Genomic DNA, 21,357 nt, shown 5'->3' with positions numbered 1-21,357 from the left:
GCCCCTCCGCACAGATTGTGGAACAAACAGCTCCGCAACCTACGTCAGGCCGTGCGGGGCCTGTCCAATGGGGCAACTCCGACGTGGCACTTGACACCACATCCTCACTCATCGCAGCGTCACCGCCAGTTGTGCGCCGGCACTCGCGCCGGCCAGCCGTGCCGCCGCCGGCCGTGGGACCGAGAGGAGGACCAGTGCTCCGCTCTCGGTGGCCTCGGCCTCCGGCACCTCGGTGACGCGCGCTCCGGCCGCGACGACCCGGCCCGTGCCGTCGCCGTCCGCGGCGATCACGTCGATCAGGTCGCCCGGCCGCAGCAGACGGACCGTGGCGGCGTCCGTGATCCGCACCGGCGCCGTCACCGTGTCGGTCGCGCGGTGGTCACGCACGGGATCGGAGGCGGTCACGGACGCCGCTGCCGAAGGGGCCGGGACGGCGTCCGGGGGATGCCCCCGCGCCGGCTCGGAGTCCCGCGGGCCCGCCGTCACGAGCGCCGCCGCCGTGACCGCGAGTCCCGCGGCCAGGGCCCGCTTCCGGTGCCGCGCGAGACGCCGCAGCGCATACCGTCCGCCGTGCAGGCGCACGGGGGCGAAGTGCGGCACCTCGCAGGTCGAAGGCGCGTCCGCGCCGGGCGGGCGCACGAGAAGGGAGAGCTGAGCCATGGTGACCACCACCTGCGACGAGAGACCGGCTTGCGATCCCACGATGAGGCTTCGTGACCGAGCCCGCCGCGCCCCGTGGACTACCCACGGGTTGTGGACAACTCCCTCACCCGAACGGGAAGTTCCACCCTTCACGTGTCCCCGCCGTCAAGCCAGGCCTCCTCGCCGTGAGGCCAGGTGTCCCCGCCGTCGAGCAAGTCGAGCAAGTCGAGCAAGTCGAGCAAGTCGAGCAAGTCGAGCAAGTCGAGCAAGGTGTCCCCGGCGCCAAGACGCTCCCACACCCGCCCGGAGCGCCCCGCCCCGCGTCACGGCAGGTCGAACCCCGGGTCCATCCCGCCGAGCGCCCTCGTGCACAGGCAGTCCCGCGTCCCGTTCTCCGGCAGTCCCGCGACCGCGTCGAAGAGCACGCTCCGCAGTCGGTCCACGTTCGCCGCGAACACCTTCAGCACCTCCTCGTGCGAGACGCCCTCGCCGCTCTCGGCGCCCGCGTCGAGGTCGGTGACCAGGGTCAAGGAGGTGTAGCAGAGCTCCAGTTCGCGGGCGAGCGCGGCCTCCGGGTGGCCGGTCATGCCCACCACCGACCAGCCCTGCGCCTGGTGCCAGAGGGATTCGGCACGGGTGGAGAACCTCGGTCCCTCGACCACGACGAGCGTGCCGCCGTCCACCGGCTCCCAGTCCCGTCCGCGCGCGGCGTCGAGGGCCGCCTTGCGCCCGACGGGGCAGTACGGGTCGGCCAGCGACACATGCACCACGTTCGGCACGGAGCCGCCCGGCAGCGGCATCCCGTCGAAGTACGACTGCGCGCGCGCCTTCGTGCGGTCCACCATCTGGTCCGGGACGAGGAGGGTTCCGGGCCCGTACTCCGCGCGCAGTCCGCCGACCGCGCAGGGGCCGAGGACCTGGCGTACGCCCACGGAGCGGAGCGCCCACAGGTTGGCCCGGTAGTTGATGCGGTGCGGCGGCAGATGGTGGCCGCGGCCGTGGCGGGGGAGGAAGGCGACCCGCCGCCCGGCGATCTCGCCGAGGAACAGGGAGTCGCTGGGCGCTCCGTAGGGCGTGTCCACCTGTATCTCGGTGACGTCGTCGAGGAAGGAGTAGAAGCCCGAGCCGCCGATCACACCGATCTCGGCCCGGGCCGCGGTCTGCTCCTCGTCGGGGCGCTGTGCGTTCTCCGTGTTCGCCATGGACCGCACACTAGCCGGATGGGCGGCGTCGCAGCCGGGCCGGGGAACGCCGAAGACCCCGCCGTCGTACGACGGCGGGGTCTCGCGGGAGAACGGTTCCGGGGCCTGACGGCGCTCCGGGAGCAGTGTCGGCCGAGGAAACCCGGCCGGGCGGTCCGGGCAAGCCGGCCGAGCGGCACGAGACGGCCGACCCACGGGGGCGCGGCGGCAGCCGCGCCCTGGCGGGCTAAGCGGCGGAGCTGCTGGACGAGCCGGTGCCTGACGACTTCGAGTCGGAGGACGACGACGAGGCCGTCGAGGACGACGGGGTCGACGTGGAGGAGCCTGACGTCTTCGACGACGCGGGCGAGCTGCTCGACGAGGAGCCGCGGCTGTCGTTGCGGTAGAAGCCGGAGCCCTTGAAGACGATGCCGACGGCCGAGAACACCTTCTTCAGGCGGCCACCGCAGTTGGGGCACTCGGTCAGGGCGTCGTCGGTGAACTTCTGCACCGCCTCAAGGCCCTCGCCGCACTCGGTGCACTGGTACTGGTAGGTCGGCACTTGTCTTCCTCCTGGCACTCTCACTCAATGAGTGCTAACGACGGTCCATAGTGACGTATTCCGAGAGATCAGTCCACTGTCACCGGCACTCGGTGACCGACGCCACGCGCCACGGTGCGCCCCGCACCTCTGGGTGTCAGGTGTGACCGCAGGGTCACCAGGGTCGCCAGAGCCAGCACCGTACCGGCCATCGGGACCAGGAAACCGGCGCCGTCCCAGAGGCGGTCCTCCATCTGCCCGGCCACCGTGACGGCCGCGGCCTGGCCCAGCGCGACGGCGCCGGTCAGCCAGGTGAAGGCCTCGGTGCGGGCGCCCTGCGGCACCAGGCCCTCGACGAGGGTGTAGCCGGTGATGAGGGCCGGTGCGATGCACATGCCCACGAGCAGGCCGATCCCGGCGAGCACGACCACGGAGTGGGCCGTCCACAGGCCGGAGGCGGTCAGCGCCAGGGCCGCGTACCCGACGACGAGACGCCGCTGCGGTGCCGCCTTCCAGGCGATGGCGCCGCAGACGATGCCGGAGAGCATGTTGCCCGCGGCGAAGACGCCGTACAGGACGCCGTTGAGGCCGGGCTCGCCGAGCGACTCGCTGAACGCCGCCAGGGAGACCTGCATGCCGCCGAAGACGGAGCCGATGCCCAGGAAGGTCACGATCAGGACCCGCACGCCGGGGACGCGCAGGGCGGAGACGTGCTCCACGCGCGCGTGCCCGCCGCTCGTGACGGCCGGCTGCGTGCTCCTCTGCGCGGCGAACAGCAGACCGCCGACCAGGGTCAGCGAGGCCTCGGTCAGAAGGCCCGCGGAGGGATCCACGGCCGTGCACAGCGCCGTGGCGAGCAGCGGGCCGAACACGAAGGTCAGCTCGTCCGTGACGGACTCGAAGGCCGCCGCCGTGGTCATCAGGGGGGAGTCCTGGAGCTTCGCGCCCCAGCGGGCCCGCACCATGGGGCCGATCTGCGGCACCGAGGCACCCGTCGGCACGGCGGCGGCGAACAGCGCCCACAGGGGGGCGTCGGCGAGCGCGAGGGCCGTCAGGGAGAAGCCTGCCAGCGCGTGCACCAGGACGCCGGGCAGCAGGACGGCCCGCTGGCCGTGGCGGTCGGCGAGACGGCCCGTGAAGGGCGCGAAGAGCGCCATGGAGACACCGGTGACGGCGGCCACGGCGCCGGCGCTTCCGTACGAGCCGGTGGTGTGCTGCACGAGCAGCACGATGGAGATGGTCAGCATCGCGAACGGCTGGCGTGCGGCGAAGCCGGGGAGCAGGAACGTCCAGGCGCCGCGGGTGCGCAGCAGCTGGCCGTATCCGGGGCGGGAGGTGACCGTGGATGCCACGGCCCGTGCCTTTCTGCCACCTGGTAGCGCGACCCGTCGCGCGTGCTCGCCTCAGGGGTGCCGGGGCCGGTGCCGGACGGTGATCGTGCGGGCCCCTCGGACTCGCGCGCTCACGCCCTGGACACCGGCGCTCCCCTTCGACTCACTCGCCCTGCGGGGGCGCCGAGAGCTGTCCTCTTGCGCGGAACTGCGGTAGATACCGTCGCCCACTGCGGGAGGGCGTCACGGCCGCCGTGCGGTCGCGCCAGCTCTGCGTCAGGCAGAGGTGGTTCGATCTAGGTGTGCCTTCATCGTACAGGGGCCAAAGGGGCCGGGCCTGTGAAAATGAGCACCACGGCGGCGTCCGCCTGTGAATGCCCATCGCCCCTCAATGTCCTGTTTGCCGGTGCGTTCCCGGGCCGTCGGTGCCCAGCCAGCCGGCCAGCTTGCCGCCGTGTCCCACGGCGCGCAGCCGCTTCTCGGCGGCGTCCCGGACCTGGTCGGTGGCGACGACCAGCAGTTCGTCGCCGCGCCGCAGCACGGTCGTGGGCAGCGGGACGAACGAGGTCTCGTCGCGCACGACGAGGGTCACGGCGGAGCCCGCGGGCAGCCGGAGCTCGCCCACCTCGACGCCGTGCATGCGCGAGCCCTCGGGGATCGCGACGGACAGCAGGTGACCGCGCAGCCGCTCCAGGGGTGCCGACTCGATGCCCAGGTCGGCCGCCCCCGTGGTCTCGCCCAGGTGCAGCTTGCGCGCCAGCCACGGCAGGGTGGGCCCCTGGACGAGGGTGTAGGCGACGACCAGGACGAAGACGATGTTGAAGATCCGGCGGCTGCCCTCGATGCCGCTCACCATCGGGATGGTCGCGAGGATGATGGGCACGGCGCCGCGCAGTCCGGCCCAGGACATCAGCGCCTGCTCCTGCCACGGGATGCGGAACGGCAGCAGGCCGGTCACGACGCTGAGGGGCCGGGCCACCACGGTGAGGACCAGGCCGATGATCAGCGCGGGCACGATGTCGTCGCCCATGTCGTGCGGGGTGACGAGCAGGCCGAGCAGCACGAACATCCCGATCTGGGCGATCCAGCCGAGTCCCTCCGCGAAGCCGCGGGTGGCGGGCCAGTGCGGCAGCTTGGCGTTCCCCAGGAACATCGCGGCGAGATAGACGGCGAGGAAGCCGCTGCCGTGGGCGAGCGCGCCGGCGGCGTAGGCGACGACGGCGATGGCCATCACGGCGATCGGGTAGAGGCCGGAGGCGGGCAGCGCCACGTGCCGCAGTCCGTACGAGCCGAGCCAGCCCACCGCGATGCCGAGGGCCGCGCCGATGGCCAGCTCCAGCGTGATCTCGCCCAGCAGCTCGTACCAGTGCTCCACGGGGCCCGCCGCGCAGAACGCGACGACGAGGATCACGACGGGGGCGTCGTTGAAGCCCGACTCGGCCTCCAGGACGCCCGTCACGCGCGCGGGGAGCGGGATCTTCCGCAGCACGGAGAAGACCGCCGCCGCGTCCGTCGAGGACACCACCGCTCCGATGATGAGCGCCTGCCGCCACTCCAGACCGATCAGGTAGTGGGCGGCCGAGGCCGTGACGGAGACGCTCACCGCGATACCCACCAGCGCCAGCGAGGAGGCGGCCGGGAGGGCCGGCCTGATCTCCTTCCACTTCGTGCCCAGGCCGCCCTCGGCGAGGATCACGACCAGTGCCGCGTATCCGATGACCTGGGTCAGTGCGGCGTTGTTGAACTGGACGTCGCCGATCCCGTCCTGGCCGATCGCGACGCCGATGCCCAGGTACACGAGCAGCGTGGGGAGCCCGCTGCGTGAGGAGATCCGGACGGCCACGACCGCGAAGAGCAGGACGAGCGAGCACACGAGCAGGAGCTGGTTGAGGTGGTGGACAGTCAGCGGCCGTTCCTTTCTCGCCAATCCGGTCCCGCCGCGGCGGGCACGCGGATCTGAGCACTGGAATCCGGTACTTCAGTGCAAGTACTTCGTTACCTTACCTAACTCTTGACGTTTTCTTGACGCTTCCTGGGACAAGATCGAACGTCTGTGCTCCCGGCTACCCGACTCCGCGTCAAGGCGCTCTTGGCCCTGCGCCTATGGTTGCTCCAGCACTCCAGGACCGCCTGCCGCTCGCGTTAGGACAGCAAGGACAGCGATGCCCCCCAACACCACCGCCTCTTCCGGCACGAAGCCCGGCAAGTCCGGCAGGAAGAAGGGGCGCAAAGCCCGTCTGTTCTTGATTGTCCTGGTGCTCGCCGTCATAGCAGGCGTCGCCTTCGGCGCGTACTGGAGCATCAGCACCGTGCGCGCGTCCTTCCCGCAGACGAAGGGCAGCATCCGGCTCGACGGGCTGTCGGGCCCGGTCGACGTCAAGCGTGACGACTACGGAATCCCGCAGGTCTACGCCTCCTCCGACGAGGACCTGTTCATGGCGCAGGGCTTCGTGCAGGCGCAGGACCGGTTCTACGAGATGGACGTGCGCCGGCACATGACCTCGGGCCGGCTGTCCGAGATGTTCGGCAAGGATCAGGTCGAGAACGACGAATTCCTGCGGACCCTGGGCTGGGACCGGACCGCGAAGCGGGAGTACGACACCAAGCTGTCGGCGTCCACGAAGAAGTACCTCCAGGCATACGCCAAGGGAGTCAACGCCTACCTGAAGGGCAAGGACGGCAAGGACATCTCCCTGGAGTACGCGGCCCTGGGCTTCACCAACGACTACAAGCCGCAGGAGTGGACCCCGGTCGACTCGGTGGCCTGGCTCAAGGCGATGGCCTGGGACCTGCGCGGCAACATGCAGGACGAGATCGACCGCTCGCTGATGACGAGCCGGCTCGGTCCGAAGCAGATCGCGGACCTGTACCCCGACTACCCGTACAGCCGGAACAAGGCCATCGTGCAGGAGGGCCGCTACGACGACGTCACGGGGTCGTACGTCCAGGGCGACACCACCTCGACGGCCACCGCGGGCACCGGCCTCACGGGCGGCGCCACCGCCCCCTCCGGCTTCCAGAGCCAGCTCTCGGGGCTCTACGACGTCCTCGACGACGTGCCCACGGCCGTCGGCGTGAACGGCAACGGCATCGGTTCCAACTCCTGGGTCGTCTCCGGCAAGCACACGATCACCGGCAAGCCTCTGCTGGCCAACGACCCGCACCTGTCGGCCTCGCTGCCGTCCGTCTGGTACCAGATGGGCCTGCACTGCACCAGCCTCTCCGACAAGTGCCAGTACGACGTCTCGGGCTACACCTTCGCGGGCATGCCCGGCGTGGTCATCGGCCACAACAAGGACATCGCCTGGGGCATGACCAACTCCGGGGTCGACGTCACCGACCTCTACCTGGAGAAGCTCACCGGCGACGGCTACCAGTACGACGGCAAGGTGCTGCCCTTCAAGTCCCGCAAGGAGACGATCAAGGTCGCGGGCGGCGCCTCCAAGAAGATCGTCGTCCGGGAGACCAACAACGGGCCGCTGCTGTCCGACCGCGACGACGAGCTGGTCAAGGTCGGCAGGAAGGCCACCGTCGACACCGCGGCACCCGACCGCGGCGACGGCTACGGCATCGCGCTGCGCTGGACCGCGCTGGACCCCGGTACCTCCATGGACGCCGTCTTCCAGATGGACAAGGCGTCGAACTGGGCGGAGTTCCGCAAGGCGTCCACGTACTTCGACGTGCCGTCCCAGAACCTGGTCTACGCCGACACCAAGGGCCACATCGGCTACCAGCTGCCGGGCCGCATCCCGATCCGCGGCGAGGGCGACGGCTCGCTCCCGTCGCCGGGCTGGACCTCCAAGTACAAGTGGACCGGTTACATCAAGCAGGCCGAGCTGCCCTACGAGTACGACCCGAAGCGCGGCTACATCGTGACCGCCAACCAGGCCGTCGTCGACAAGGACAAGTACCCCTACACGCTCACCACGGACTGGGGCTACGGCACGCGCAGCCAGCGGATCGCCGACCTGATCGAGTCGAAGATCAAGGGCGGCGGCAAGATCTCGACCGACGACATGCGCCAGATGCAGCTCGACAACAGCAGCGAGATCGCCAAGCTGCTCGTGCCCAAGCTGCTCAAGATCGACGTCGACGACCCGGACGTCCGCCAGGCGCAGAAGTTGCTGGAGGGCTGGGACTACACCCAGGACGCCGACTCCGCCGCGGCCGCGTACTTCAACGCGACCTGGCGCAACATCCTCAAGCTCGCCTTCGGCAACAAGCTGCCCAAGGAGCTGCGGGTCAAGGGCCAGTGCCTGTGGGTCGACCCGGTCGACACGACGGGCCCCGCGGACGAGGACCGGTCGGTGCGCGAGTGCGGCCAGCGCGATGCCGACCAGGCGCAGCCGGACGGCGGCGACCGCTGGTTCGAGGTGGTCCGCAAGATCGTCGACGACGAGGGCAACGACTGGTGGCAGTCGCCCAAGACGCGCACCGACCGGGCGACCGACACCCGTGACGAGCTGTTCCGGCGGGCCATGAAGGACGCCCGCTGGGAGCTGACCGCCAAGCTCGGCAAGGACATCGACACCTGGAGCTGGGGCCGGCTGCACCGCCTGTTCCTGAAGAACCAGACGATGGGCACCGAGGGCCCGGCCTTCCTGAAGTACATGCTCAACCGTGGGCCCTGGAAGCTCAGCGGCGGCGAGGCGACGGTCAACGCCACCGGCTGGAACGCGGCGGGCGGCTACGGCGTGGTCTGGGTGCCGTCGATGCGGATGGTGGTGAACCTCGGGGACCTCGACAAGTCCAAGTGGATCAACCTCTCCGGTGCCTCCGGACACGCCTACAACGCCCACTACACCGACCAGACGGACAAGTGGGCCAAGGGTGAGCTGCTGCCGTGGGCCTTCTCGAAGCAGGCGGTCGACGACAAGACGAGCGACACCCTGGTCCTGAAGCCGTGACGCGCTGACGGAGCGGCGCGGGCATCGGCCCGCGCTCCGGCCGAGGTGGCCCTCCACGCACGCGTGGGGGGCCACTTCCGTCTGCGGGCCGGACGGGCGCGGACGCGCTCGCGCGGGGGTCCCGCGTGTACGGGGCCGGCTCCGGTCGCGCGGGCCACGCGCGCGTGGAGCTCCCTTGCGCGTCCTGGGGAGGGCGGGCCGTCAGCGGAAGCGGCGCACGCCCGAGGGGGTCACCACGGCATGGACGGGCCGGTCGTGCGCCTCCGCCGGCACCCGCTCGACGACCTCGGCGTCGTACAGCAGCACCACGAGCGCCGGATCGGCCCCCGCGCGCTCCAGGCGGGCCAGCACGCGGTCGTAGGAGCCGCCGCCCCTCCCCAGGCGCATGCCGCGCGCGTCGACGGCGAGGCCGGGCAGCAGGACGACGTCCGCGTCCCGGACGGCCTCCGGCCCCAGCCGGTCGCCGGCGGGCTCCAAGAGAGCCATCTTCCCGCCGTGTTGGACGCGCGCCAGCGATTCCTCCCCGGTGTACGCACCCCAGTCCAGGTCGTTGTCCGCCATCAGGACCGGCAGCAACACACGCACCCCGCGCGCGAGGAGCGCGTCCAGGAGCGCGCGGGTGCCGGGCTCGCTCCCCACTGAGACGTACGCCGCCACCGTGCTCGCGTGCGCCAGTTCGGGCAGCTCCAGTGCGCGGAGGGCGAGTTCTTCGGCCGTTTTCCGCACGTCACCGGCCGTCAACCCGTTTCTCACCGCGAGGAGGTCTCGCCGCAACATTCGCTTGTCAGGCTCCGGTTCAGGTCCGAGCTGGCTCACAGGTGGTTCCCGTATCCTTTCTAATGCGCTCATATGAGAGCGAATTAACCGGAGCCACATGTTCCACACATAGCCACCGGTTATGGTTGCGGGCATGACTCAGTCGCACCCCAGGATCAGCAAGGCTGTCATCCCCGCAGCAGGCCTCGGCACCCGGTTCCTGCCGGCCACCAAAGCCACTCCCAAGGAGATGCTGCCGGTCGTCGACAAGCCGGCGATCCAGTACGTGGTGGAAGAGGCCGTGTCGGCGGGTCTCGACGACGTCCTGATGATCACCGGGCGGAACAAGCGCCCCCTCGAGGACCACTTCGACCGCAACTACGAGCTCGAGTCGGCCCTCCAGAAGAAGGGCGACGCCGACCGGCTCGCCAAGGTCCAGGAGTCCAGCGACCTGGCCACCATGCACTACGTCCGCCAGGGCGACCCCAAGGGCCTCGGCCACGCCGTCCTGTGCGCGGCCCCGCACGTGGGCCACGAGCCCTTCGCCGTCCTCCTCGGCGACGACCTGATCGACCCGCGCGACCCCCTGCTCGCGCGCATGGTCGAGGTGCAGGAGCAGCGCGGCGGCAGCGTCATCGCGCTCATGGAGGTCGCGCCCGAGCAGATCCACCTCTACGGATGCGCCGCCGTCGAGGCCACCGAGGAGGGCGACCTGGTCAAGGTGACGGGCCTGGTCGAGAAGCCCGACGCGGCGGACGCCCCCAGCAACTACGCGATCATCGGCCGCTACGTCCTGGACCCCCACATCTTCGACATACTCCGCAAGACGGAGCCGGGTCGCGGCGGCGAGATCCAGCTCACCGACGCCCTCCAGCAGCTCGCGGCGGACGAGAAGGTCGGCGGCCCCGTGCACGGCGTGGTCTTCAAGGGACGCCGCTATGACACCGGCGACCGTGGCGACTACCTGCGTGCCATTGTCAGACTCGCGTGCGAACGTGAAGACCTGGGCCCGGACTTCCGGGCCTGGCTTCGCAGTTACGTAGCCGAGGAGATGTAGGGATTTGAGCAGCGCCGCGACCCGCGCCACCGGCCAGGACCACCTCTGGTCGGTGACCGAGCACCTGGAGGACATCCTCACGACCGTCCGCCCCCTCGAACCCATCGAGCTTCAACTCCTCGACGCCCAGGGCTGCGTCCTGGTCGAGGACGTCACGGTGGCGGTCTCCCTGCCGCCGTTCGACAACAGCTCGATGGACGGGTACGCGGTCCGGGTCGCCGATGTCGCGGGCGCGAGCGAGGAGTACCCGGCGGTCCTCACCGTCGTCGGCGATGTCGCCGCCGGCCAGGCCGAGCGGCCGCACGTGGGACCCGGGCAGGCCGCCCGGATCATGACCGGCGCACCGCTGCCGCCCGGTGCCGAGGCCGTCGTGCCCGTCGAGTGGACCGACGGCGGCCTGGGCGAGGGCCCGGTCTCCGGGATGCGCGCCCACAGCGCGGCCCCCGAGGGAGCCTCCGGCCAGGTGCACGTCCACCGCCCGGCCGAGGCCCGCGCGCACGTGCGCGCGAAGGGCAGCGACGTGAAGGCCGGTGACCGCGCCCTCGAAGCCGGCACGATCCTCGGCCCGCCGCAGATCGGCCTGCTCGCCGCGATCGGCCGCGGCACCGTGCGGGTGCGCCCGCGCCCGCGCGTCGTGGTGCTGTCCACCGGCAGCGAACTGGTCCAGCCCGACGAGGCGTTGGGCTCCGGCCAGATCTACGACTCCAACAGCTTCGCCCTCTGTGCCGCAGCCCGCGACGCCGGCGCCATCTCCTACCGGGTGGGTGCGGTCGCGGACGACGCCGAGACGCTCCGCGCCACCATCGAGGACCAGCTCATCCGCGCGGACCTGGTGGTCACGACGGGCGGCGTGAGCGTCGGCGCGTACGACGTCGTCAAGGAGGCCCTGTCCTCCGTGGGTGACGAGGACGAGGCGGGCGGCGGTGTCGAGTTCCGCAAGCTCGCCATGCAGCCCGGCAAGCCCCAGGGCTTCGGTTCGATCGGTCCGGACCACACCCCGCTGCTCGCACTCCCGGGTAACCCGGTGTCGTCGTACGTCTCCTTCGAGCTGTTCGTGCGCCCCGCCATCCGCACGCTGATGGGCCTCGAGGACGTCCACCGGCCCACCACCACCGCGACGCTGAGCGTGGACAAGGCGCTGACCTCGCCCGCGGGCCGCCGGCAGTTCCTGCGCGGCACGTACGCGGACGGCGAGGTGAAGCCCGTCGGAGGCGCCGGATCCCACCTGATCGCGGCCCTCGCCCACGCCGACGCACTGATCGTCGTCCCCGAGGACGACACCTCGGTCGAGCCCGGCGCCGAGGTGGAGGTGGTCCTGCTCGGCTGAGCCGGCGGGCCCCGGAGCCCGCCCCGCGATCCGGCGGAGCGGGCGGTTCCTCACGGGGGCGTGGGCGAAGGCGGACGGGCGGTAACGTGTCGCGCACAACAGGCCCACGCGCCGCACCGCGACAGGCCCGGACCGGGAGCGCCCACGCACATGAGTACGCAGGACCGACTGACGCACATCGACGAGGCGGGCGCCGCCCGCATGGTCGACGTATCCGGGAAGGACGTGACCGCGCGCACCGCCCGCGCCAGCGGCCGCGTCCTGGTCTCGCCGAGGGTGGTCGAGCTGCTGCGCGGCGAGGGGGTCCCCAAGGGCGACGCCCTCGCCACCGCGCGCATCGCGGGGATCATGGGCGCCAAGCGCACCCCGGACCTGATCCCGCTGTGCCACCCGTTGTCGGTGTCGGGTGTGAGAATTGATCTGTCGGTCGCGGACGACGCCGTCGAGATCCTCGCCACCGTGAAGACGACCGACCGCACGGGCGTCGAGATGGAAGCGCTCACAGCGGTCAGCGTGGCGGCCCTCACCGTGATCGACATGGTCAAGGCTGTCGACAAGGGGGCGGTCATCACGGACGTACGCGTCGAGGAGAAGACGGGCGGAAAGTCCGGCGACTGGAGCCGTTCATGACCGGCGGCCCTTCCCTGGGCGGCGCTCTCGCGGCGCCGTACAGCGCCCTCGTCGTCACGGCCTCCAACCGCGCCGCCGCCGGGGTCTACGCGGACAAGGGCGGCCCCCTGATCGTGGAGGGCCTGACGGCGTTCGGCTTCGCCGTGGACGGTCCGCAGGTCGTGCCCGACGGCGACCCGGTGGAAGCCGCGCTGCGGGCGGGCGTCGAGGCCGGGTACGACGTCATCGTGACCACCGGCGGGACGGGCGTCTCACCGACCGACCGCACCCCTGAGGCGACGCTCAAGGTGCTCGACCGCGAGATCCCGGGCATCGCCGAGGCCATCAGGGCGTTCGGAAGGGAGAAGGTCCCGACCGCGGTCCTGTCCCGGGGGCTCGCCGGCGTCGCCGGCGGGACGCTGATCGTCAACCTGCCGGGCTCCACCGGCGGGGTGCGGGACGGCCTCGCCGTCCTGGAACCCTTGGTGGTCCACGCCGTCGACCAGATCCGCGGCGGCGACCACCCCAGACCCAGTGGCAGTGGGGGTGTGAGCTGAACAGCCCATCCTGGCCGGTCGAGCTGGTGGACGGCGACGTCGTCCTCCGGCCGATAAAGCTGCGCGACCAGCGGGCCTGGCGTGAGGTGAACCGGCGCAACCGGGACTGGCTGCGGCCCTGGGAGGCGACGATCCCGCCGCCCACGCCCAGCGGGCCCATCGCCCACCGGCCGACGTACCGTCAGATGGTCCGGCATCTGCGCGCCGAGGCCAACGCGGGCAGGATGCTGCCCTTCGTGATCGAGTACCAGGGGCGTCTGGTCGGCCAGCTGACCGTCGCGGGAATCACCTGGGGTTCCATGTGCTCGGGGCACATCGGCTACTGGGTGGACCAGTCGGTGGCGGGCCGCGGAGTGATGCCGACGGCCGTGGCGCTGGTGACCGACCACTGCTTCCGCACGGTCGGACTGCACCGCATCGAAGTCTGCATTCGCCCGGAGAACGGCCCCAGCCGCCGGGTCGTGGAAAAGCTCGGATTCCGCGAGGAAGGGCTGCGTCCGCGATATCTCCACATCGACGGGGCCTGGCGCGACCATCTCGTCTTCGCACTGACCGCCGAAGAGGTGCCCGAGGGACTCCTCGGCCGCTGGCGTCGCGCGCGCTCGGCGCAGAACCGCTCGGAGCAGGTGGGATCGGATCAGACGGGACCGCGGAAACCGAGTGGGCCGCGGAACGCCGGACAAGGCCGGGAAATGAAATAGGTGTTCGAAATTGATCGCCGGGTGATCGGCTCAGGGCATTAAATTCGCGCTCCAGGGCGAGCTGCTGATCGCATGGGTCACAAAAAAAGCTCGAAATATCAGCCAGATCGTGCGACACACCGGCCCAATTGGCAGATGGCCTCATGCAAACCCCTCTACCGTGTGAGGCGTGAGCAGCAGCGGCCTCATCTACGCAGTCATCGTCGGGGCCTGGGCCGCCTACTTGGTGCCGATGTGGCTCCGTAGGCAGGACGAGCTGAACGAAGCCCGTCCGACGGAACGCTTCAGCACCGCCATCCGGCTGCTGTCCGGACGGGCGGGTATGGAGCGCCGGTACGCCAAGGACCTGCGCGCACGCTCCGCCGACCAGGGGGAGTCCAGCGCCGACCCGGGCGACGTCACCGATTCGGTGGACGTCCGGGCCTTCGCCGCGCCTCCGTCCCGGACACAGGCGCATGCCGAAAGCCGGCCGCAGGTGCAGGAGCGGGTCCAGTCGCAGGCGCCGGCCCAGGCCGAGCAGAAGCCGGGAGCGCGGCCCGCCGCCAGACCGGGCGGCGCCGCACCGGAGGCGCCGGGCGCCACCAGACCCGTCCCCAAGCAGCAGGGCAAGCCCGCACCCCAGTCCGCCCAGCCGTCCGCGACCGGGCGTGCCCCTGGGGCGCGCCGCGGGCCGTCGGCGGAGGCCGCAGCACGGGCCCGGCGCACGAAGGTGCTCGCGCGCCGCAGGCGTACGACGGTGCTGCTCTTCCTCGCCTTCACACTCGGCGCGATCGTCGCGGCCGTGGGCGGCCTCGCCTTCCTGTGGGCTCCGGGCGTGCCGGCCATGCTGCTGAGCGGGTACATCGTGTACCTGAGGGCCCAGGAGCGGCGGCGCTTCACCTACACCATGGACCGGCGCCGGGCCGAGGCCGCGGCGCAGCGGCTCAGGGAACGGCAGCCGCGCCGTCGGCCCACGCTCGACGAGGGTGTCGACGAGCCGGAGGAGGGACCAGCGACGGACACCGACACCGGTCTCTCCGCCCTCGCGGCCGACCGCCGCGCGCTCGTCGAGCAGACCGACCACGCCGAGTGGGTCGACCAGCAGCGCGAGCGTCAGCGCGGCCCGGGGCAGGGCGACAGCTGGGACCCGGTGCCGGTTCCGCTGCCGACCTACGTGACGGCGCCCGTCGCACCGCGGGCCACGTCCAGCGTCGACCTGGGGGCCCCGGACGCGTGGAGTTCCGCGCGCTCCAGCGCCGCGGAACCGGCTGTGCCCGAGACCGCCCCCGTGGCGGAGGAGACCACCGACGGCACGGAGGGTGCCGACGACGGCCGCAGCGACGCACGGCGCGCCGCGTCCGCCCGGCGTGCCCGTGAGCGCGGTCGCACCCCGCTCTTCGACCAGTACGAGGACGGGGAACGGCCGCGCGCGGCCAACGAGTGACGGGTGGGACGGAAGCTGCCCGGGAGTCCTCGGCTGACCTGCCAGGAACGGATTTCCAAGCACCTCGATGGGGATGCTAGAGTTTCACTCGTTGCAAGGGCCTGTGGCGCAGTCCGGTAGCGCACCTCGTTCGCATCGAGGGGGCCAGGGGTTCAAATCCCCTCAGGTCCACTGCAATCACTGCTTCCGAGCTTTGCTCGGGGCAGTTGACTGGATCCCGTCCGATCTCATGATCGGGCGGGATCTTTGCGTTGCGCTCGGACCGGCAGCCCTGATGGCCGGTCAGAAGACCGGCCCGAAGGGGGCTGCGGCGGCGCCGGCCGCGGGGCTAGAGCGCCTTGGCGTAGCAGAGGCTCAGCTCGTGGAAGCGGTAGTAGCCGAACTTCACGCAGGGCTCGTAGCCGCTCGACCGGTACAGGGATACCGCCTCGGGCTGCTTGGAGCCGGTCTCCAGGACCATGCGGGCACGGCCCGCCGCGCGGGCGTCGTCCTCCAGGGCGGCCAGCATCCGGCGGGCGAGGCCGAGGCCGCGCGCCTCGGGGATCACATACATCCGCTTGAGCTCGGCGTCGCCGTCGGAGTACCCCTCGTCGTTCTCCTCCTGGGTGCGCCAGCCGCCCGTGGCCACCGGACGGTCCTGTCCGTCGTACGCGATGAGGTAGAGCCCCAGCGGCGGGGCGAACATCGCCGCGTCGAGCGGTGTGGCGTCGCCGTCGTCGCCGTAGCGCTCGGCGTATTCGGCCTGCACCTGGTCGTTGAGCTTGACGGCGTCGGGGTGGTCGAAAGGAACGGACCGGATATTCATACAGGCAATCGTACTTCTATGCATAGGGTCAGGGCTACGGATTAAGTATCGTGCCCGGGTGCTGACTGTGACCTCTGTGAATGTGAACGGGCTCCGGGCCGCCGCGAAGAAGGGATTCGTGGAGTGGCTCGCGGAGACCTCCGCCGACGTGCTCTGCCTCCAGGAGGTGCGAGCCGAGCCGGGGCAGCTCCCCGACGAGGTGCGGGCGCCCGAGGGGTGGCACGTCGTGCACGCCCCCGCCGCCGCGAAGGGACGGGCGGGTGTGTCGCTCTACACGCGCCGTGAGCCCGACGGCGTCCGGATCGGCTTCGGGTCCGAGGAGTTCGACACCACCGGGCGCTACGTCGAGGCCGGTCTGCCCGGCGTGACCGTCGCCAGCCTCTATCTGCCCTCCGGTGAGGTCGGCACCGAGCGGCAGGACGAGAAGGTCCGCTTCATGGACGCGTTCCTGGCTCATCTGAAGGTGCTCAGGGAGCGGGCCGCCGCCGACGGGCGCGAGGTCGTCGTCTGCGGCGACTGGAACATCGCCCACCAGGAGGCCGACCTCAAGAACTGGCGGGGCAACAAGAAGAACTCCGGCTTCCTGCCCGAGGAGCGGGCCTGGATGGGGCAGGTCTTCGACGCGGGCGACGGCGGCTACGTCGACGTCGTGCGCGCCCTGCACCCCGACGCCGAGGGGCCCTACTCGTGGTGGTCGTACCGCGGCCGGGCCTTCGACAACGACACCGGCTGGCGTATCGACTACCAGGTCGCCACGCCGGGCCTCGCCGGCAAGGCCCTCAAGGGGTACGTGGAGCGGGCGGCGACCCACGCGGAGCGGTGGTCCGACCACGCGCCGGTCACCGTCGTGTACGACCACTAGGGGTTTCGTTCGGATCAGCTCGGGTCCGCGACGCCCGGCACGGCACCTCGCCGCGTTGTCGGAGCACCCGAGTACGCCCAGTACGCGGGTGATCCTCCGCCTTGCGATGCACCGCACCGGACGCCGCGGCCTGATCCGACCTGACCCGAACGAAACCCCCTAGGCGATACGCCGGGGCGCCGGTCCCCGGCCGGCGCTGCCGGGCCGCCGCCCGAGCGGCTCAGGCGTCCCGGTCGCCCCCGTGCGCGCGCACGCGTCGGTCCAGCGCCATCGACAGCTCCGCCTCCACCACGCTCTTCGCGAGCGGGCGCAGGCGCTGGAGGTCCTCGGTGGAACGGTCCTGGGTGAGGACGAGGCCGGTGAAGAGTTCGGCGAGCGCGTCGGCGTGGTCGCGTACGCGGCGGGCCGCGCCCAGTACGTCCGCGAGCGGGATGCCCTCGCGGACCAGCGCCGCGGAGACGTCGAGCAGGCGGCGGCTGATGTGCACGATCTCGCCGCCGTCGGTGCCGAGGTAGCCGAGGTCGAGGGCCGCGGCGAGGTTCTCCGGGGTCGCCTGGCCCGCGAAGACGTCGGCCAGCGCCTCGGGGGAGAGGCGCACCGGGGTCTCCTCCGTGGGCTCGCCCAGGCCGAGCAGCTCGCCCACGTCGCGGCCGTGGTCGAAGGCCTCGGCCAGCTCGGCGATGCCGTTGAGGGTGTGGCCGCGCTCCAGCAGCGCCGAGATCGTGCGCAGCCGGGCCAGGTGGGTGTCGTCGTACCAGGCGATGCGGCCCTCGCGGCGGGGCGGCGGTATGAGCTTGCGCTCCCGGTAGAAACGCAGGGTGCGGACGGTGATGCCGGCCTCCTCGGCCAGCTCCTCCATCCGGTACTCGCGCCGGCCGGGGCCGGTCGTTCCCGGGACGCGTGGGCCGGTGCCCGCTTCCGGGGCCGATGCCGCGCCGGGGTCCCGCGTCACGCCGCGGGACCGTCCCGCCGTGCCGGTGTCCGGCCCTCGGCGGGCCGCCGCGCCGGACCGGTCCGCCGTGCCGGTGTCCGGACGCTCCGGCGCCGCTGAGCCGTGCTTCCGTGTCGGGTCGTCACGTCGCGTCCGCGCCCTCACGCCCCGCTCGCGCGCCCCGGCGCCCCGCTTTCCTGATCCCTCGGCCACCTCCGCACCCTACGTCGTACCCCCGGTAACTTTCCCGGTCGCGACCCCTACCCATCAGTACGCCGCTGCTCTACTCTCCCCATTGCGCCAGTGTTCACTGGCAGAGTCGTGCGGACCAGGGAGGCGTCGGGATGACCGAGCACGAGCATGTACGGGTGGCGGTGATCGGGTCCGGCTTCGGCGGGCTGGGGGCCGCGGTGCGGCTGCGCCGCGAGGGGATCACCGACTTCGTCGTCCTGGAGCGGGCCGGCAGCGTGGGCGGCACCTGGCGCGACAACAGCTACCCCGGCTGCGCCTGCGACGTGCCCTCCCACCTGTACTCGTTCTCGTTCGCGCCGAACCCCGAGTGGCCGCGCACCTTCTCCGGGCAGGAGCACATCCGGGCGTACCTGGAGCACGTGGCGGACGTCTTCCGGCTCCGGCCCCATCTGCGCTTCGACTCCGAGGTCAAGATGATGACCTGGGACGCCGAGAAGCTGCACTGGGCCATCGAGACCAGCAGCGGCCACCTCACGGCCGACGTCGTCGTGTCCGCCACCGGGCCGCTCTCCGACCCCAAGGTCCCGGACATCCCGGGGATCGACACCTTCCCGGGCAAGGTCTTCCACTCGGCCCGCTGGGACCACGACTACGACCTGCGCGGCAAGCGCGTCGCCATGGTCGGCACCGGCGCCTCCGCCATCCAGATCGTGCCGTCCATCCAGCCCGACGTGGAGCGGCTGACGCTCTTCCAGCGCACCCCTCCGTGGGTGATGCCGCGCGTGGACCGGGCCATCAGCGGGGCCGAGCGGTGGCTGCACCGGCAGCTGCCGTTCACCACCCAGGCCCGGCGCGGACTCCTGTGGGGCATCAGGGAGTTGCAGGTCCAGGCGTTCACCAAGCGGCCCGATGAGCTCGGCCTGGTGGAGCGACTGGCCAAGCGGAACATCGCGCGTGCCGTGAAGGACCCGGCGCTGCGCGCGAAGCTGACCCCCGACTACCGGATCGGCTGCAAGCGGATCCTGCTGTCCAACACCTACTACCCCGCGCTCACCCGGCCGAATGTCGACGTGGTGGCCTCCGGGCTGGCCGAGATCGACGGCTCCACCCTCGTCGCCGCCGACGGCAGCAGGGCCGAGGTCGACGCGATCGTCTTCGGCACCGGCTTCCATGTCACGGACATGCCGATCGCCGAACGGGTCGTCGGCGCGGAGGGCCGGACGCTCGCCGAGACGTGGAGCACCGGGATGAAGTCGCTGCGCGGCGCCACCGCGGCCGGATTCCCCAACTGGATGACGATCATCGGGCCCAACACGGGTCTCGGGAACTCGTCCATGATCCTGATGATCGAGTCCCAGCTGAACTACATGGCCGACTTCGTACGGCAGTTGGACGTCCTCGGGGGCCGCGCCGCCCTCGACGCGCGCCCCGCCGCGGTGAACGCCTGGAACGACCGGGTCCAGGAACGCATGAAGCGCACGGTGTGGAACACCGGCGGCTGCACCAGCTGGTACCTCGACGCCAACGGAGTCAACACCACCATCTGGCCCGGCACGACGAGCGAGTTCCGCAGCGCCACGCGCCGCGTCGACCTCGGGGAGTACGAGGTGCTGCGCGCGCCCGAGCCCCGGGACACACCGGAGCCGCGCCGTAAGGGCACCCGCAGGAACAAGGTGGAGGCAGGGGCATGAGCCGACTGACGCACGTGGTGGACGGGGCGTACGCGCCTCCCGCGCCGGCCCGGGAACTGACCGCCGTCTCCGCCGACGGCGCGCGGCTGCACGTCGAGGTGCACGGCCCCGAGGACGCGCCCACCGTCGTCCTCGCGCACGGATGGACCTGCTCCACCGCCTTCTGGGCGGCGCAGATCCGTGACCTCGCGGCCGACCACCGGGTCGTCGCCTACGACCAGCGCGGGCACGGACGCAGCCCCGCGAGCGCCGCGTGCAGCACCGAGGCCCTCGCCGACGACCTGGAGGCGGTGCTCGCCGCCACCCTCGCACCGGGCCAGAAGGCCGTCCTGGCAGGACACTCCATGGGCGGTATGACGCTCATGGCCGCCTCGGCCAGGCCGCGTTTCCGGGAGCACGCCGCGGCGGCCCTGCTGTGCAGCACGGGCAGCTCGCGGCTGGTCGCCGAGGCGCGCGTGGTGCCGATGCGCGCGGGGCGGCTGCGGACCCGCCTCACCCGCTCCGTCCTCGGCTCCCGGGCCCCGCTCGGTCCCGTCACTCCGCTCGCCCGGCGGATCCTCAAGTACGCGACGATGGGGGCCGGTTCGTCGCCCGCCATGGTCGAGGCGTGCGCGCGGATCGTGCACGCCTGCCCGCGCAAGGTGCGGCACGCCTGGTCGGCCGTCCTCGAAGCGCTCGATCTCGACCACGGCGTCAGGGAGTTGCGGGTGCCCACGGCCGTGGTCGCGGGGACGGCGGACCGGCTGACCCCGGTCGTGCACGCGCGCGCCCTCGTGGCGGCGCTGCCGAACTGCGTCGGTGTCACCGAGCTGCCGGGACTCGGGCACATGACGCCGGTGGAGGCGCCGGAGTTGGTGACCTCCCGCATACGCGAGCTCGTCTCGGCGTACACGGACAGCGCGGGCGGCGCGGCGAAGAGCGCCGCGGACGGCGCGGAGATCAAGGAGGGCGCATGAGCAGCAGGGTGAGCCTGGAAGGACAGGTCGCGGTCGTCACGGGAGCGGCGCGGGGCGTCGGTGAACTCCTCGCGCGCAAGCTCTCCGCACGCGGCGCGAAGGTCGCGCTCGTCGGGCTGGAGGCGGACGCGCTCAAGCAGGTCTCGGAGCGGCTGCACAGCGAGAGCGACCACTGGTACGCCGACGTCACCGACCACGAGGCGATGGCGCGGGTCGCCGAGGAGGTCAAGCAGCGGTTCGGCAAGGTGGACATCGTCGTCGCGAACGCCGGTGTCGCCAGCGGCGGGCCCTTCGTCGACTCCGACCCCGCCGCCTGGCGGCGGGTGATCGAGGTGAACCTCATCGGGTCGGCGGTGACGGCCCGGGCGTTCCTGCCCGTGCTGACGGAGAGCCGGGGCTACCTGCTCCAGATCGCCTCGCTCGCGGCGATCACCCCCGCCCCGATGATGACCGCGTACTGCGCGTCCAAGTCGGGCGTGGAGGCGTACGCGCACAGTCTGCGCGCCGAGGTCGGCTACAAGGGCGTACGCGTCGGCGTCGGGTACCTGTCGTGGACCGACACCGACATGGTGCGCGGCGCCGACCAGGACGAGGTCATGCGTGAACTGCGGCAGCGGCTGCCGTGGCCCTCCAACAAGACCTATCCGCTGGGCCCGGCCGTCGACCGGATCGTCGCCGGGATCGAGCGCCGCTCCAGCCATGTGTACGCGCAGTGGTGGCTGCGCGGTATGCAGGGCATCCGCGGCTATCTGCCCGGGATCATCGGGGCGGTCGGGCAGCGCGAGATGCGCCGGTTCGAACCGCGGCTGGGCGAGGTCCGCACCGGGTTGGTCGGGGCCGGCGGGGCTGCCGACGAGGAGGAGCGGACACACAAGTGACCTGCGGTTT

19 protein-coding genes and 1 tRNA gene are annotated in these 21,357 nt (G+C 71.6%); 12 read left to right on the top strand and 8 right to left on the bottom strand.

Features of this window, described 5'->3' with window-relative positions; translation table 11 throughout:
- Positions 1-108 precede the first annotated feature (108 nt).
- From BKI49_RS15820 to BKI49_RS15800, 5 genes are all read right to left on the bottom strand, one after another.
- Positions 109-660 carry a hypothetical protein gene (locus BKI49_RS15820; protein ID WP_095934963.1) on the bottom strand — a complete coding sequence of 184 codons (552 nt, stop codon included), beginning with the start codon at positions 658-660 and terminating at the stop codon, positions 109-111.
- A 305-nt stretch (positions 661-965) separates the two neighbouring features.
- Positions 966-1,844 carry an S-methyl-5'-thioadenosine phosphorylase gene (locus BKI49_RS15815; RefSeq protein WP_095934924.1) on the bottom strand — a complete coding sequence of 293 codons (879 nt, stop codon included), beginning with the start codon at positions 1,842-1,844 and terminating at the stop codon, positions 966-968.
- Between the two features lie 226 nt (positions 1,845-2,070).
- Complete coding sequence (locus tag BKI49_RS15810; protein WP_095934923.1) at positions 2,071-2,385, bottom strand: FmdB family zinc ribbon protein; 315 nt, start codon at positions 2,383-2,385, stop codon at positions 2,071-2,073.
- Between the two features lie 68 nt (positions 2,386-2,453).
- Positions 2,454-3,716 (bottom strand): MFS transporter, encoded by a 1,263-nt coding sequence (locus BKI49_RS15805; protein ID WP_095934922.1) that lies wholly within the window; start codon positions 3,714-3,716, stop codon positions 2,454-2,456.
- 367 nt (positions 3,717-4,083) lie between these two features.
- Positions 4,084-5,622 carry a potassium/proton antiporter gene (locus BKI49_RS15800; RefSeq protein WP_095934921.1) on the bottom strand — a complete coding sequence of 513 codons (1,539 nt, stop codon included), beginning with the start codon at positions 5,620-5,622 and terminating at the stop codon, positions 4,084-4,086.
- Between the two features lie 235 nt (positions 5,623-5,857).
- Here BKI49_RS15800 and BKI49_RS15795 point away from each other — a divergent pair, with 235 nt between their 5' ends.
- The gene (locus BKI49_RS15795) at positions 5,858-8,602 is read left to right on the top strand and encodes a penicillin acylase family protein (RefSeq protein WP_095934920.1); all 2,745 of its coding nucleotides are present in this window, start codon (positions 5,858-5,860) and stop codon (positions 8,600-8,602) included.
- A gap of 201 nt (positions 8,603-8,803) precedes the next feature.
- Here the strand turns inward: BKI49_RS15795 and BKI49_RS15790 are convergent, their stop codons facing one another.
- Positions 8,804-9,379 carry a 5-formyltetrahydrofolate cyclo-ligase gene (locus BKI49_RS15790; protein ID WP_095934919.1) on the bottom strand — a complete coding sequence of 192 codons (576 nt, stop codon included), beginning with the start codon at positions 9,377-9,379 and terminating at the stop codon, positions 8,804-8,806.
- 133 nt (positions 9,380-9,512) lie between these two features.
- Here BKI49_RS15790 and galU point away from each other — a divergent pair, with 133 nt between their 5' ends.
- The 7 genes from galU (at position 9,513) to BKI49_RS15755 (ending at position 15,203) form a co-directional block, all read left to right on the top strand.
- Positions 9,513-10,415 (top strand): UTP--glucose-1-phosphate uridylyltransferase GalU, encoded by a 903-nt coding sequence (gene galU / locus BKI49_RS15785; RefSeq protein WP_095934918.1) that lies wholly within the window; start codon positions 9,513-9,515, stop codon positions 10,413-10,415.
- 4 nt (positions 10,416-10,419) lie between these two features.
- Positions 10,420-11,742: a molybdotransferase-like divisome protein Glp gene (gene glp / locus BKI49_RS15780; RefSeq protein WP_095934917.1), complete on the top strand. Its 1,323-nt coding sequence runs from the start codon at positions 10,420-10,422 to the stop codon at positions 11,740-11,742.
- Between the two features lie 150 nt (positions 11,743-11,892).
- Complete coding sequence (gene moaC / locus BKI49_RS15775; RefSeq protein ID WP_028804863.1) at positions 11,893-12,372, top strand: cyclic pyranopterin monophosphate synthase MoaC; 480 nt, start codon at positions 11,893-11,895, stop codon at positions 12,370-12,372.
- A complete protein-coding gene (locus tag BKI49_RS15770) occupies positions 12,369-12,908 on the top strand; it encodes a MogA/MoaB family molybdenum cofactor biosynthesis protein (protein WP_095934916.1) in 540 nt (179 codons plus the stop codon). Before moaC ends, BKI49_RS15770 begins: the two co-directional genes overlap by 4 nt.
- Positions 12,909-12,934: 26 nt before the next feature.
- Entirely contained in the window at positions 12,935-13,609 is a 675-nt protein-coding gene (locus BKI49_RS15765) for a GNAT family N-acetyltransferase (RefSeq protein ID WP_095934915.1), read from the top strand.
- A 169-nt stretch (positions 13,610-13,778) separates the two neighbouring features.
- Complete coding sequence (gene sepX, locus BKI49_RS15760) at positions 13,779-15,032, top strand: divisome protein SepX/GlpR (protein WP_095934914.1); 1,254 nt, start codon at positions 13,779-13,781, stop codon at positions 15,030-15,032.
- Between the two features lie 97 nt (positions 15,033-15,129).
- Positions 15,130-15,203, top strand: a tRNA-Ala gene (locus BKI49_RS15755).
- A 157-nt stretch (positions 15,204-15,360) separates the two neighbouring features.
- Here the strand turns inward: BKI49_RS15755 and BKI49_RS15750 are convergent.
- Positions 15,361-15,837, bottom strand: coding sequence for a GNAT family N-acetyltransferase (locus tag BKI49_RS15750; protein ID WP_095934913.1), 477 nt, complete (start codon positions 15,835-15,837; stop codon positions 15,361-15,363).
- A 58-nt stretch (positions 15,838-15,895) separates the two neighbouring features.
- Here BKI49_RS15750 and BKI49_RS15745 point away from each other — a divergent pair, with 58 nt between their 5' ends.
- Complete coding sequence (locus BKI49_RS15745) at positions 15,896-16,699, top strand: exodeoxyribonuclease III (protein WP_095934912.1); 804 nt, start codon at positions 15,896-15,898, stop codon at positions 16,697-16,699.
- 220 nt (positions 16,700-16,919) lie between these two features.
- Here the strand turns inward: BKI49_RS15745 and BKI49_RS15740 are convergent, their stop codons facing one another.
- Positions 16,920-17,558 (bottom strand): MerR family transcriptional regulator, encoded by a 639-nt coding sequence (locus BKI49_RS15740; RefSeq protein ID WP_095934962.1) that lies wholly within the window; start codon positions 17,556-17,558, stop codon positions 16,920-16,922.
- 416 nt (positions 17,559-17,974) lie between these two features.
- Between BKI49_RS15740 and BKI49_RS15735 the strand changes: the two genes are divergently transcribed.
- Genes BKI49_RS15735 through BKI49_RS15725 form a run of 3 tightly spaced genes read left to right on the top strand, consistent with a single transcriptional unit; the run spans position 17,975 to position 21,347 of the window.
- Entirely contained in the window at positions 17,975-19,513 is a 1,539-nt protein-coding gene (locus BKI49_RS15735) for a flavin-containing monooxygenase (RefSeq protein WP_095934911.1), read from the top strand.
- Complete coding sequence (locus BKI49_RS15730) at positions 19,510-20,469, top strand: alpha/beta fold hydrolase (protein WP_095934910.1); 960 nt, start codon at positions 19,510-19,512, stop codon at positions 20,467-20,469. The genes BKI49_RS15735 and BKI49_RS15730 overlap by 4 nt, the downstream gene beginning before the upstream one ends.
- Positions 20,466-21,347, top strand: a complete 882-nt coding sequence (locus BKI49_RS15725; RefSeq protein WP_095934909.1) for an SDR family oxidoreductase — start codon at positions 20,466-20,468, stop codon at positions 21,345-21,347. Before BKI49_RS15730 ends, BKI49_RS15725 begins: the two co-directional genes overlap by 4 nt.
- Positions 21,348-21,357: the final 10 nt, after the last annotated feature.

The sequence above is a fragment of the Streptomyces sp. Tue6028 genome (assembly GCF_002300165.1).
In the GTDB taxonomy this organism is placed as follows: Bacteria; Actinomycetota; Actinomycetes; order Streptomycetales; family Streptomycetaceae; genus Streptomyces; species Streptomyces siamensis.
This window is presented reverse-complemented; position numbering and strand designations above follow the sequence as displayed.

What these genes read in the sequence shown, in the direction of transcription:
- moaC (WP_028804863.1), top strand. Translation starts at nt 11,893, where the DNA reads ATGAGTACGCAGGACCGACTGACGCACATCGACGAGGCGGGCGCCGCC.
- BKI49_RS15795 (WP_095934920.1), top strand. Translation starts at nt 5,858, where the DNA reads ATGCCCCCCAACACCACCGCCTCTTCCGGCACGAAGCCCGGCAAGTCC.
- galU (WP_095934918.1), top strand. Translation starts at nt 9,513, where the DNA reads ATGACTCAGTCGCACCCCAGGATCAGCAAGGCTGTCATCCCCGCAGCA.
- BKI49_RS15750 (WP_095934913.1), bottom strand. Translation starts at nt 15,837, where the DNA reads ATGAATATCCGGTCCGTTCCTTTCGACCACCCCGACGCCGTCAAGCTC.
- BKI49_RS15735 (WP_095934911.1), top strand. Translation starts at nt 17,975, where the DNA reads ATGACCGAGCACGAGCATGTACGGGTGGCGGTGATCGGGTCCGGCTTC.
- BKI49_RS15725 (WP_095934909.1), top strand. Translation starts at nt 20,466, where the DNA reads ATGAGCAGCAGGGTGAGCCTGGAAGGACAGGTCGCGGTCGTCACGGGA.
- BKI49_RS15815 (WP_095934924.1), bottom strand. Translation starts at nt 1,844, where the DNA reads ATGGCGAACACGGAGAACGCACAGCGCCCCGACGAGGAGCAGACCGCG.
- BKI49_RS15820 (WP_095934963.1), bottom strand. Translation starts at nt 660, where the DNA reads ATGGCTCAGCTCTCCCTTCTCGTGCGCCCGCCCGGCGCGGACGCGCCT.
- BKI49_RS15790 (WP_095934919.1), bottom strand. Translation starts at nt 9,379, where the DNA reads ATGTTGCGGCGAGACCTCCTCGCGGTGAGAAACGGGTTGACGGCCGGT.
- BKI49_RS15730 (WP_095934910.1), top strand. Translation starts at nt 19,510, where the DNA reads ATGAGCCGACTGACGCACGTGGTGGACGGGGCGTACGCGCCTCCCGCG.
- BKI49_RS15770 (WP_095934916.1), top strand. Translation starts at nt 12,369, where the DNA reads ATGACCGGCGGCCCTTCCCTGGGCGGCGCTCTCGCGGCGCCGTACAGC.
- BKI49_RS15740 (WP_095934962.1), bottom strand. Translation starts at nt 17,558, where the DNA reads ATGGAGGAGCTGGCCGAGGAGGCCGGCATCACCGTCCGCACCCTGCGT.